The organism is Kribbella sp. NPDC043289, assembly GCF_056436705.1.
This window is the reverse complement of record NZ_JBWKCB010000001.1, coordinates 2189630-2201494: the sequence shown is the minus strand read 5'-3', so window position 1 is coordinate 2201494 and position 11865 is coordinate 2189630. Positions and strand designations below refer to the sequence as shown.

General features: G+C 69.3%; 11 protein-coding genes. 7 read left to right on the top strand and 4 right to left on the bottom strand.

The genetic code is table 11. The features are described 5' to 3' along the window. Positions 1 to 19: 19 nt before the first annotated feature. Positions 20 to 676, top strand: coding sequence for a class I SAM-dependent methyltransferase (locus tag AC0662_RS10455; protein ID WP_478299868.1), 657 nt, complete (start codon positions 20 to 22; stop codon positions 674 to 676). Between the two features lie 170 nt (positions 677 to 846). Then, positions 847 to 1272 carry a DUF805 domain-containing protein gene (locus AC0662_RS10450; protein ID WP_452193857.1) on the top strand — a complete coding sequence of 142 codons (426 nt, stop codon included), beginning with the start codon at positions 847 to 849 and terminating at the stop codon, positions 1270 to 1272. A gap of 56 nt (positions 1273 to 1328) precedes the next feature. Here the strand turns inward: AC0662_RS10450 and AC0662_RS10445 are convergent, their stop codons facing one another. From AC0662_RS10445 to AC0662_RS10430, 4 genes are read right to left on the bottom strand one after another with little or no spacing between them, the layout of a single operon-like run. Beyond that, the gene (locus tag AC0662_RS10445) at positions 1329 to 2735 is read right to left on the bottom strand and encodes a metallopeptidase TldD-related protein (protein WP_452193855.1); all 1407 of its coding nucleotides are present in this window, start codon (positions 2733 to 2735) and stop codon (positions 1329 to 1331) included. Beyond that, complete coding sequence (locus AC0662_RS10440) at positions 2732 to 4243, bottom strand: TldD/PmbA family protein (RefSeq protein WP_452193853.1); 1512 nt, start codon at positions 4241 to 4243, stop codon at positions 2732 to 2734. The genes AC0662_RS10445 and AC0662_RS10440 overlap by 4 nt, the downstream gene beginning before the upstream one ends. A 52-nt stretch (positions 4244 to 4295) precedes the next feature. After that, the gene (locus AC0662_RS10435; protein ID WP_452193851.1) at positions 4296 to 5006 is read right to left on the bottom strand and encodes a nucleotidyltransferase domain-containing protein; all 711 of its coding nucleotides are present in this window, start codon (positions 5004 to 5006) and stop codon (positions 4296 to 4298) included. Next, positions 4988 to 5839, bottom strand: a complete 852-nt coding sequence (locus tag AC0662_RS10430; RefSeq protein WP_478299864.1) for an alpha/beta hydrolase — start codon at positions 5837 to 5839, stop codon at positions 4988 to 4990. The genes AC0662_RS10435 and AC0662_RS10430 overlap by 19 nt, the downstream gene beginning before the upstream one ends. A 146-nt stretch (positions 5840 to 5985) precedes the next feature. Here AC0662_RS10430 and AC0662_RS10425 point away from each other — a divergent pair, with 146 nt between their 5' ends. From AC0662_RS10425 to AC0662_RS10405, 5 genes are read left to right on the top strand one after another with little or no spacing between them, the layout of a single operon-like run. Next, positions 5986 to 6915 carry an ABC transporter permease gene (locus tag AC0662_RS10425; protein ID WP_452193849.1) on the top strand — a complete coding sequence of 310 codons (930 nt, stop codon included), beginning with the start codon at positions 5986 to 5988 and terminating at the stop codon, positions 6913 to 6915. After that, positions 6915 to 7913, top strand: a complete 999-nt coding sequence (locus AC0662_RS10420; RefSeq protein WP_452193848.1) for an ABC transporter permease — start codon at positions 6915 to 6917, stop codon at positions 7911 to 7913. The genes AC0662_RS10425 and AC0662_RS10420 overlap by 1 nt, the downstream gene beginning before the upstream one ends. Further along, positions 7906 to 8904: an ABC transporter ATP-binding protein gene (locus tag AC0662_RS10415; protein WP_452193847.1), complete on the top strand. Its 999-nt coding sequence runs from the start codon at positions 7906 to 7908 to the stop codon at positions 8902 to 8904. The genes AC0662_RS10420 and AC0662_RS10415 overlap by 8 nt, the downstream gene beginning before the upstream one ends. Then, the gene (locus tag AC0662_RS10410; RefSeq protein WP_452193846.1) at positions 8901 to 9911 is read left to right on the top strand and encodes an ABC transporter ATP-binding protein; all 1011 of its coding nucleotides are present in this window, start codon (positions 8901 to 8903) and stop codon (positions 9909 to 9911) included. The genes AC0662_RS10415 and AC0662_RS10410 overlap by 4 nt, the downstream gene beginning before the upstream one ends. Then, positions 9908 to 11581, top strand: a complete 1674-nt coding sequence (locus tag AC0662_RS10405; RefSeq protein ID WP_478299861.1) for an ABC transporter substrate-binding protein — start codon at positions 9908 to 9910, stop codon at positions 11579 to 11581. Before AC0662_RS10410 ends, AC0662_RS10405 begins: the two co-directional genes overlap by 4 nt. Positions 11582 to 11865 lie beyond the last annotated feature (284 nt).

Sequence of the window (11865 nt, the reverse complement as noted above, 5' to 3'; positions counted from 1 at the left end):
GGCGAACACGGGGAGCACGATGAAGACTGGGCATGTCGAGCTTGCGAGAGCTCAGCAGGAGCGGTGGGAGTCGGCGTACGCGCGGCAGCCGCGGTTGCACGGGTCGGAGCCTTCGGCGGCGGCGCGGTGGGCGGCCGAGGCGTTCGGTGCCGCGGGCATCGATGACGTGCTGGAGCTGGGCGCGGGGCACGGGCGGGACGCGTTCTTCCTGGCCAGACAGGGATTCAGCGTGCATGCGACGGACTTCAGCGAGGCGGCGCTGGACCAGTTGCGTCAGGAAGCGCAGCGGGCCGGGCTCGACGATCGCGTGACCGCCGCGCTGCACGACGTCCGTGATCCGTTGCCGCCGGCCGACGCCACGGTCGACGCGGTGTTCGCGAATCTCCTGCTGAACATGGCGTTCTGGCCGTCGGAGTTGCGTTCGCTGGTGGCCGAGACGCACCGGGTGCTCGGCCCGGGCGGCCGGTTCGTGTACGCCGTGTGGTCGACCGACGACCCGTGCTCGCGGTACTGGCAGCAACTGGACGGTGGCCTGTCGATGCACGACGGGTTCGTGGGACGGTTCTTCGACGACGCTCTGGTGACCGAGCTCGGCGCGAACTGGCAGCTCGACGACGCGACGCCGTACCAGGAGGGGCAGCGGCGGATGCTCCGCGTCACGATGACGAAACAGTAATCAAGCTGAAGCCGGGTCTAGGAGTGCCGGTTCCGAACAGGTGACGTTGCCTGCGGTTCCGGCGCGCCAGATTGCGGTGTGGTCACCAAAGCGAAAAGTTGCATTGACGAACCCGACCGGTTCCGACAGGCTCTGTCCGCGTCTCACCTTCAAGCATCGGAGATACAGCAATGCAGTGGTACATCGACGTCCTGAAGAAGTACGCCGTGTTCGACGGACGGGCCCGGCGCAAAGAGTACTGGATGTTCGTGCTCTTCAGCGCGATCGCTTCGATCATCCTGTCCATCCTGGACCGGGTCCTCGGGCTGACCTACGGCGCCGGCGGCTCGTCCGGCTGGCTGCAGACGATCTACGGTCTGGCCGTCCTGCTGCCCACGATCGGTGTGGCGATCCGGCGTATGCACGACACCAACCGTTCCGGCTGGTGGATCCTGATCAACCTGATCCCGTGTGTCGGGTTCATCTGGTTCATCGTGCTGGCGGCCCAGGAGGGGACCGCTGGTGACAACCAGTACGGTCCGGACCCGAAGGGCGCCGAGCGGTTCGGCGGCCCGGGCCAGGCGGGGCCGGCCGAGCCGGGCTACCCGACCGTCTGATCAGCAAGCAAAGAACGCCCCCGCGACCAGCACGGTCGCGGGGGCGTTCTGCGTTCTCAGTTGGCCTGGCTGACGCTCGACATGTTGAAGTCAGGCACCAGCAGCGGCGGTGTCGCGGTCCGGGAGAAGTAGTCGCCCCACTCCCGCGAGAACGACGGCACGGTCGTGCCGGCGGACGTGAACCGGGCCAGCAGATCGACCGGGCTCTCGTTGAACCGGAAGTTGTTCACGGCACCGGTCACCTCGCCGTTCTCGACCAGGTACACACCGTCCCGCGTCAGACCCGTGAGCAGCAGGGTCTGCGGATCGACCATCCGGATGTACCACAGGCAGGTCAGCAACAGACCGTTGTCGAGCCCCGCCACCAGATCGTCGGTCGAGCCGCTCGCGCCGTCCACCGTGACGACGTAGTTGTCGATGTCCGGCGTCGCCGTCGGTACGTCGATCAGCTCGGCCGTGAACCGACTCGTCATCAGGTGCTCGAGCTTCCCGCCGCGGATCCAGTCGGTCGCCGCGAGACTCAACCCGTTGTCGAACACGCTCGACGAACCACCGGAGGACCGCGCCACCGCGAACGCGAACGCCTCGAGGCCGGCCAGCGCCGGGTCCGAGTGCAGGGACACTGGCTGCGTCGACAGCGTGTCCCCGAGCCGGGTGCCGCCGCCGGGCTTCGAGAACACCGTCCGGCCCTCGAACGCGTCCCGCCCGTCGAGCTGCCAGAACAGGTACGTCATCAAGTCCGCGACCGCGGCGGGCGGCAGGATCGTCGGGTGCCGGCCGGCGTCGACCGCGACCGAGCGGGCGGCCCAGCCGAGCCGGCGAGTCAGCTCGGCGTCGAGCGCGAGCGCGTCCACGTCGCTGAAGTCGCGCGTCGCGGTGCCGACCCAGGCCGAGTGGCTGAGGTCGGCGTTCTTACCGGTCGACGAGACGTAGCCGCGGGGCAGCGCCTGACGCAGCCGCAGTCCGGTCGAGGAACCGACGTACAGCGTGACGACCTCGTGGTTCGCGAAGCCGTAGAGGCGGCGCTTGTCCGCGTCGGCGCGCTTCAGCGACTCACCGAGCGTGGGCGCGAACTTCTCGTAGACGCCCACCGAGGTCACCTCCGGCTCCAGCTCCCAGTCGGCGCTGACGGTGCCGTCGACGAGCGGGCGCGCGTCCTCGGCGGGCCCGGCCGCGCGGGCGGTCGCGATGGCCGCCGAGACGATCTCGCGCAGTGCGTCCTCGGTGACCGAGGAGCGGCCGATGACGCCCGCCGCCGTACCCTCGCCGGAGCCGACCGTGGCGATCACGGTGACGCTCGAACCGCGCATCGCGCCGTTGGTGGTGAGTGTGTTGTTCGCCCAGCGCAGGTTGGTGCTGGAGGTCTCCGCGACGATCACGACGCAGCCGTCGGCGCCTTCGGCCGCGGCGAGTGCGAGACCCCGCTCGATGGTGTCCTGCGGGGTGAGTTGAATGCCCGTCACCGGCCGGCCTCCTGAGTGGTGTTGAGAATGCGGACGCCGCGGAACAGCGCGGACGGGCAACCGTGGCTGACGGCACCGGACTGCCCCGGCTCGGCCTTGCCGCAGTTCAGCGCGCCGCCGAGGACATAGGTCTGCGGGCCGCCGACGGCCTCCATCGAGCCCCAGAAGTCGGTCGTGGTGGCCTGGTAGGCGACGTCGCGCAGTTGACCGTCGAGCTTGCCGTCGGTGATCTTGTAGAACCGCTGACCCGTGAACTGGAAGTTGTACCGCTGCATGTCGATCGACCACGACTTGTCGCCGACGATGTAGATCCCGTTCGTGACCCGGCTGATCAGCTCCTCGGTCGAGGGGCCGTCCGCGGCGGGTTGCAGCGAGACGTTGGCCATTCGCTGGATCGGGATGTGGCCCGAGGAGTCGGCGTACGCGCAGCCGTTGGAGCGCGGGGTGCCGAGCACGTCCTCGTTCTTCTTCGCCATCCGGCGGTCGACCTGGTAGCCGACCAGGATGCCGTCCTTGACCAGGTCCCACTGCTGGCCGGCCACGCCCTCGTCGTCGTACCCGACGGTGGACAGGCCGTGCTCGGCGGTGCGGTCGCCGGTGACGTGCATGACCGGCGAGCCGTACTTCAGCGTGCCGAGCTGGTCGAGGGTGGCGAAGCTGGTGCCGGCGTAGTTCGCCTCGTAGCCGAGCGCGCGGTCCAGTTCGGTGGCGTGGCCGATCGACTCGTGGATCGTGAGCCACAGGTTCGACGGGTCGACGACGACGTCGTACGCGCCGGCCTCGACGGTCGGGGCGGCCATCTTCTCGGCCAGCCAGCCGGGGATCCGGGCGAGCTCGTCGTCCCAGTTCCAGCCGGTGCCGGTCATGTACTCCCAGCCCCGGCCGGCCGGGGGAGCGGTGGACGACATCGAGTCGAACCGGTCCTCGGCGACCGCATGCGCGGTGATGTCCGGGCCGATCCGGACCCGCTGCTGCGTGTACGACGTCCCAGCCGTGTTCGCGTAGTACTTGCACTCGTGGATCGTGGCGACGTGGACGCCGACGTGCGCGACGCCGTCCGCCTTCAGCAGCCGGTCGCTGTAGTCGGTGAGCAGCGCGACCTTCTCCGCCCGCGGCACGCTGAACGGGTCGATCTCGTACGCCGAGATCCAGCGCACGTCGTCGTACACGGGCTCGTCGGCGAGCTCGATCGTCTCGGCGTTGATCGGGCGCGACACCTGGGCCATGTTCACCGCCTGCTCGGCGAGACTGACCGCTTCGTCGACGGTGAGCGCGACGCCGGCGGCGAAGCCCCAGGTGCCGTCGTGGATGACGCGCACCGCGAGGCCCAGGTCTTCGTCGTCCTTCGCGCTCTCCAGCACGCTGTCACGCAGGGAGATGGACTCGGACCGGATCCGTTCCAGCCGGAACTCGGCGAACGTCGCGCCGAGATCGCGGGCGCGCTGCAGGGCGGCCGCGGCCAGCTCCTGCCGGGGCAGAGCGAGGAATGCTGCGTCGATATCAGGCACGAAACCGACCCTATACAGCCGCTCGCCGGACCGGCGAAGGTTATCCCCAGGCTTAGAGCCGGGCCGCCAGCTCGAAGCCGTCGAACAGCCGCCCGCCGTACCCGTCGAGGATGCGATCCACCGCGACCACGAGCCGGTCGTCCGTGGCCCGGACGCCGTCCATCAGGGCCACCGCGTGATCGGTGCCGTGCGCAACGTCGTACGCCGCCACCTCGCGCAGCAACCCCTTGCCGGTACCGGACCAGTGGCCGGCGCCGGTCAGCAACAGACGCGCCGCGTCCTGCCACAGCACCGACGCGATCGCCAGGCGGGTATCGCCCGACGCATCGGTCAGATCGTCCACCAGGTTGGTGATCGTGTACCGCAGCAGGTCCAACTCGTCACCCGACAACGGGCGAGGCCCAGCCGCCACCTCGGCCCGGAACTCGTCCTGCAGACGCGCCCCAAACCCATCCGTGTCGAGCAGTACGACGGATTCGCCGACCAACCGCATCATCGTCGGCTGCCGCCGGTCCTGGTCCTTGTCGGCGAAATAGCGCAGCGACTTCTCGGTGTGCACGAACAGTTCGACGGGCCAACCGCCGTACCGTAGGGACCGCCGGCGTGGTGCCGGTGGGCCGTCGAGCAGCACCGTGATGTCGAGATCGGACGTCGGCCTCGCCTCGCCACGCGCAACACTTCCACCCAGCCAGGCGGCTCGGGCGTCCGGATACAGATCGTTGACGAGTTGGCGTGCCAGGTCCATCAGGACAGTGTCAGCCATCGCAGGAGTTCACGGTACGCATTTGTCGGCGGGATGTGACCGCCCACGTAGTACCGGCGCTCGGCGTGCGGCATGGCCGCGGCGAGGTGGTCCGCGTGCTTGCCCGCACGTTCGTCGGCGGACCCGTGCCAGATGCTCACCGGCACCGTGATGTCCGCGAGGTCGAAGCCCCACGGACCGGCGAACGCGATGTGGTCGTCGATCCACCCGTCGTGACTGGTCACGAAGGTGGCGGTCAGGCGGGCCATGGCGGCCGGGTCCTCCCGAGCCGGCGGACCGGGCGGCGAGCCGGGATCCGGCGGGAACTCCGGACCGCCCTCCTCGACGGCGGCCATGATCGTCCGGGCCGTCTCCTCGAGTTGCGGCCGCAGGTCACTCCGCGCAGCCAGCCAGGAGGTGCGGTTGCGCCGCGGATCCGCTCGTTCCTCGTCCTCGGTCGGCTCCGGACCGTCGACGATGGCCGGCGCGATACCGCCGGTGATCGCGCAGCGGGTGACTCGATCGGGCAGGAGCGCGGCGCACGCCAGCGCATGCGGCCCGCCTCCCGAGCCGCCGGTCACCGCGAAGCGTTCCCACCCGAGCGCGTCCGCCAGCGTCGCCGCGTCCTCGACCACGGACGCCACAGTCCGGCCGGGTTGGCGCGTGGATCCGCCGTACCCTGGCCGGTCCGCGACAGCCATTCGCAGGCCCGACTCCTCAATGGCTCCGACCGCGTCCGGACGCTTCCAGCGGGTGCTGGGCGTACCCCCGAAGGAGATCGCAGGGAGACCGCCATCCGAGCCGTAGAGGGTGTAGAGAACCATCCGGTCGCCGACCTCTAGGAGTCCTTCCACGCAGCGGAGCGTAACCGGCCGAATAGGGCTAACCCCAATCTGGAGTTACCGACCTGAGATTCTCGGAATTCGAGATGCGGGCGAGGTGGTGGAAGGATGCGGCCTAGGTTTTGTCGGCTGCAGCTTCGAACCTGTCGGGAGTACTTGTGAGTTCCTCGGTCGCCGGGACCGTATCGCCCACCCGGCAGGCGTTACGCCGGCTCCGGCGCGACCGCAGCGCGCGGATCGGCGTCGCGCTGGTCGGTCTGCTGATCGTGATCGCGGCGGCGGCCCCGCTGCTGGTCGCACTGTCCGGCCAGGACGCGACGACGTACCACATCGATCTGCTCGATCCGGGCCGCGGGAACGCGCCGCGCGGCGCTCTCGGCGGGGTGAGCGGCAGCCACTGGTTCGGGGTGGAGCCGCTGACCGGCCGGGACCTGTTCGCGATCGTCGTGCTCGGTCTGCGGACGTCGCTGTTCATCGCGGTCGTGGTCACCGCGATCACCACCGTGGTCGGCACGCTGGTCGGGATCAGCGCGGCGTACCTGGGCGGCTGGTACGACGCGGTCGTGTCGCGGCTACTGGACTTCCTGTTCGGGTTCCCGCAGCTCGTCTTCATGATTGCCCTCGGCATCATTATCCCGGCGCGCTTCCCGCGCTGGCTGCTGCTGATCCTGGTACTGAGCTTCTTCGGCTGGGCCGGACTGGCCCGGCTGATCCGGAACCAGGCACGCTCGCTGGTCGCCCGCGAGTTCGTCGAGGCGGCCCGCAGCGTCGGCTCGAGCAGTTGGATGGTCATCACGCGTGAGTTGTTGCCGAACCTGCTCGGTCCGGTCCTGGTGATCGCCACGCTGGCGATCCCGGGGTACATCGGTGCCGAGGCCGCGCTGTCCTTCCTAGGTGTCGGCGTGCCTCCGCCGACGCCGAGCCTCGGCCGCTCGATCTCGGACTCGATCGCCTGGGTGTACACCGGCGCCGACCCGTGGTTCCTGCTGTTCCCGGGCATGATGCTGTTCTTCGCCGTGCTCGGCTTCACGCTGCTCGGTGACGGGGTGCGGGACGCGTTCGACGTCCGGTTGCGGAGGACGAACTGATGCCCGATCTCGTCTGGTTCCTCATCCGGCGGCTCTTCGCCGCCCTGCTGGTGATGCTCGCGCTGAGCCTCGCTGTCTACCTGGTCTTCTACGCGATCCCGGCCGACCCGGCGCACCTCGCCTGCGGCAAGCCCTGTACACCAGACCGCCTGGAGCAGGCCCGGCACTTCATGCAGCTCGACCAGAGCACCCTGCAGCAGTACCTGAGCTTCCTCAAGGGCATCTTCGCCGGCCGCACCTTCGGAGACGGTACGGCGGCTGTGCACTGCAACGCACCGTGCTTCGGGTACTCGTTCCCCCTGGCCCGTCCGGTCACCACCCTGATCCTGGACCGGTTGCCGATCACCGCCTCGATCGCGCTCGGTGCCGCCGTACTGTGGCTGCTCCTCGGCGTCTCGCTCGGGGTGGTCGCGGCGCTGAACCGCGGCCGATTCCTCGACCGGGCCGCCATCGGGGTCGCGCTGGTCGGGGTTTCGACGCCGTCGTTCCTGCTCGGTCTGCTGGCGATCCTGGTGTTCGGGTTCTGGCTGAACATGGTCCCGGTGAACGGCTACGTGCCGCTGACCGAGAGCCCGGTCGACTGGGCCTGGCACCTGATCACGCCGTGGATCGTGCTGGCGATCCTGCAAGCAGCGTCGTACATCCGGCTGACCCGATCGCAGATGCTCGAGGAGCTGAACCTCGACTACATCACCAGCGCCCGGGCGAAGGGTGCCGGTGAGGCGCGGGTGGTCCTGACGCACGGGCTGCGCGGCGTACTGGTCCCGGTGGTGACGCTGTTCGGCCTCGATCTCGGCGCGCTGCTCGGCGGCGCGATCCTGACCGAGAAGGTGTTCAGCATGCAGGGCCTCGGCGACCTGCTGATCACCGCGGTCGGTCAGCTCGACGTGGCCGTGGTCGTCGGCGTCACGTTGTTCTCGGCGTTCCTGATCATCCTCGCGAATCTGGTGGTGGACGTGGTGCACGGTGTGCTCGACCCGCGGGTGAGTCATGGCTGAGCCGGTGCTGGAGGTCCACGACCTGCACGTCACGTTCAGCACCGAGGGCGGCCCGGTGCCGGCCGTCGACGGCATCGACTTCGCGGTCGCGCCGGGCCAGACGCTGGCGATCGTCGGCGAGTCCGGCTCCGGCAAGAGCGTCAGCTCGGCCGCGGTGATGGGCCTGCTGCCGTCGAACGCCGAGGTCACCGGTGAGGTGCTGCTGAACGGCCGCGAGCTGATCGGCCTGCCGAACGACGACCTCCGCAAGATCCGCGGCAACGACATCGCGATGGTCTTCCAGGACGCCTTGTCCGCGCTGAACCCGTACTACAGCGTCGGCTGGCAGGTCGCCGAGGCGTACCGGCTGCACCACGACGTCTCCAAGAAGGTGGCGCGGCAGCGGGCCGTCGAGATGCTCGACAAGGTCGGCATCCCGGACGCGGCCCGGCGGGCCGACAGTTACCCGCACGAGTTCTCCGGGGGAATGCGGCAGCGGGTCGTGATTGCTATGGCTCTGGTGAACGACCCCAGAGTGCTGATCGCGGACGAGCCGACGACCGCACTCGATGTCACCGTGCAGGCGCAGATCATGCGCCTGCTCGACGACGTCCAGGCCGAGTTCGGAACGGCACTGATCCTGATCTCGCACGATCTCGGGGTGGTCGCCGAGGTCGCCGACGACGTCCTGGTGATGTACGCCGGGCGCGCGGCCGAGCGTGGCACCGTCCGCGACCTGTTCTTCCGCGCGGCGCATCCGTACAGCCTGGGTCTGCTCGGTGCGATGCCGCGGGTCGACGTACCGCCGAAGCCGCGGCTGACCACGATCCCAGGGAGCCCGCCGACGCCGGGGGCGATCGCGACCGGGTGCCCGTTCCAGCCGCGGTGCGCGTACGCGCATCTGGTCGGTGAGCGGTGCGTGACCGAGCGTCCCGAGCTGACGCCGCGTCCGGGGGAGGGCGACCACGAGGCCGCTTGCCATCTGGGCCGCCGTCCGGAGGTGATCGAGTGAGCACCGTGAGTACCAAGCGCGATACCGACGAGCTGCTGCGTCTCAAGGACGTCAAGAAGTACTTCGGCCTGCGCGGCGTCCCGTGGCGGCAGGCGCAGGCCGTGCGCGCGGTCGACGGCGTGAACCTGCTCGTCCGCAAGGGCGAGACGCTCGGCCTGGTCGGCGAGTCCGGCTCGGGCAAGTCGACGCTCGCGCGGGTCGCCACCCGGCTGCTCGACCCGACCCAGGGCCGGGTCGAGATCGGCGGCGAGGACGTCACCAAGGTCCGCGGCCGCCGGCTCCGCCCGATCCGCCGTCGGGTCCAGATGGTGTTCCAGGACCCGCAGGCCTCGCTGAACCCTCGGCAGTCGGTCGGCACCATCCTGAGTACGCCGTTCCGCGCGCAGGGCGTCCGCCCCACGCGGGCCCAGCTCGTCGAGCTGCTGGAGCAGGTCGGGCTCGCCGAGCAGCACCTCGAGCGCTACCCGCACGAGTTCTCCGGCGGTCAGCGGCAGCGGATCGGCATCGCCCGGGCGCTGTCGGTGAAACCCGAGCTGGTGGTGTGCGACGAGCCCGTGTCGGCGCTCGACGTCTCGGTGCAGGCCCAGGTGCTCAACCTGCTCGCCGACCTGCGCGACGAGCTCGGTCTCTCGTACGTACTGGTCGCGCACGACCTGGCCGTCGTACGCCAGGTCGCCGACCGGATCGCGGTGATGTACCTCGGCACGATCGTCGAGGAAGGCCCCGCGGAACAGGTGTACGACGCTCCGGCGCATCCGTACACGAAGGCGTTGCTGTCCGCCGTACCGGTCCCGGAGCCCGGCGTGGTCCGCGAGCGGATCGTGCTGACCGGCGACGTACCGACCCCCATCTCGCCGCCGTCCGGATGCCCCTTCCGGACCCGGTGCTACAAGGCGCAGGACGTATGCGCGACCGAACGACCGGTACTCGAGCCTGTCGAAGGTTCGACCGAACACCGGGCCGCCTGCTACTTCCCTGAGCCCCCCACCCCTGAGAGGACCCCATGAAACGCATAACCCGGGCAGTCGCGGTAGCGGCCGTGCTCGCGCTGGCGGCGGCCGCCTGCAACGCCAACGACAAGTCCACCGCCGGTGCCGGCAGCACCGCGGCCGCGGAGCAGGGTGGAACCTTCCACATCCTGACCACCAGCAAGGAGATCAGCCTCGACCCGGCCAAGAGCCAGAACCTCGGGATCAGCTCGATCCACCTGGTGCTGCGCGGCCTGACGTCGTGGAAGACCTCGCCGGACAAGGCGGCCGAGCTGGTCCCGGACCTGGCCACCGACACCGGTCAGGTCAGCGACGGCGGCAAGACCTGGACGTACAAGCTGAAGCCGGGTCTGAAGTACGCCGACGGTTCGCCGATCGTTGCCGCCGACATCAAGTACGGGATCGAGCGGTCGTTCGCGCCGGAGCTGTCCGGAGGTCTGGGCTACCACAAGTCGCTGCTGGTCGGCGGCGACAAGTACACCGGTCCGTACAAGGGCGGCGAGCTCGCCTCGGTCGAGACACCCGACGACACCACGATCGTCTTCAAGCTGAACAAGGCGTACGGCGACTGGCCGTGGATCGTCAGCATGCCGGCGTTCTCGCCGGTGCCGAAGAAGGCCGACACCGACCCGGCGCACTACGGCGAGAAGCCGATGGCCAGCGGTCCGTACCAGGTGAAGTCGTACGCCCCGGGCTCGAAGCTCGAGCTGGAGCGCAACCCGAACTGGGACAAGTCCACCGACCAGGCCCGCACCGGCCTGCCGGACTCGATCGTCCTGGACATGGGCCTGCAGCCCAACGTGGTGAACCAGCGGCTGATCGCGGACGCCGGCGACGACAAGTTCGCCGCCACCACCGGTACGTCGGTCCCGGCCTCGCTGATCCCGACGATCAACGGCAACCCGGCCGTCAAGGCTCGGGTCGCGACGTCGCCGGCCGGTGCGCTCGAGTACCTGGCGATGAACACCAAGCGCCCGGCGCTGGCCAACCCGGCCGTCCGCAAGGCGATCGAGTACGCCGTCGACAAGCAGGCCGTCCAGGTCGCCGAGGGTGGTCCGGAGTTCGGCGGTGAGATCGCGAGCACGCTGATCACGCCAGGCATCGAGGGGTACAACAAGTACGACCTCTACCAGGCGCCGCCGGCTGGTGACCCGGAGAAGGCCAAGCAGATGCTGGCCGCGGCCGGGGTGAGCAACCTGAACCTCGTGCTGGTGGCCGACAACGCGACCGGTCTGGATGTCGCGCAGGCGATCCAGCAGGGTCTGAAGCGGGCGGGAATCACCGTCCAGATCAAGCCGCTGGACAACGAGCCGCTGACCGACCTGATCACCGGCAACAAGCCGGACTTCGACCTGACCGTGTCCAGTTGGCTGCCGGACTTCCCGAGCGCGATCGGCAACATCCAGCCGCTGTTCGGCACCTCGGAGATCGGCAACGGCGGGTACAACATCTCCCGCTACTCCAACCCCGCCGTCGACACCGCGATCGCCGCCGCCACCGCCGAGACCGACCGCACCAAGGCCGCCGGTATGTGGGGCTCCATCGACAAGCAGATCATGGCCGACGCCCCGATCGTCCCGCTCGTCTACGCCCGCAACGCCTTCCTGCACGGCTCGAAGGTCCAGAACTTCTACCTCTCCTCCTACCCGCCCTACCCCAACCAACTAATCATCGGCCTCAGCAAGTAGCACGTCGCCCCACGCGACGTAGTACCGGCCCCTGGGATGAGTAAGCCACTCGTCCCAGGGGCCGTGGCATACCGGCGGAGGACGGCGTGCCGTGGTGAGTGGATGAGACGGCCGCGATCCAGCCGTACGGATCAACGGGTAGTGCACGCTGAACCGACGGCTGCGCCGCACCGACCAACGGGTAGTGCACCCGCGAGAGGCCGTACGCGCCACCCGCCGCACGCTGAACCGCAGCACCGAGGCCGCCGCACTACCCGTTGTTCGGTACGCCGCGCCGCCGCACT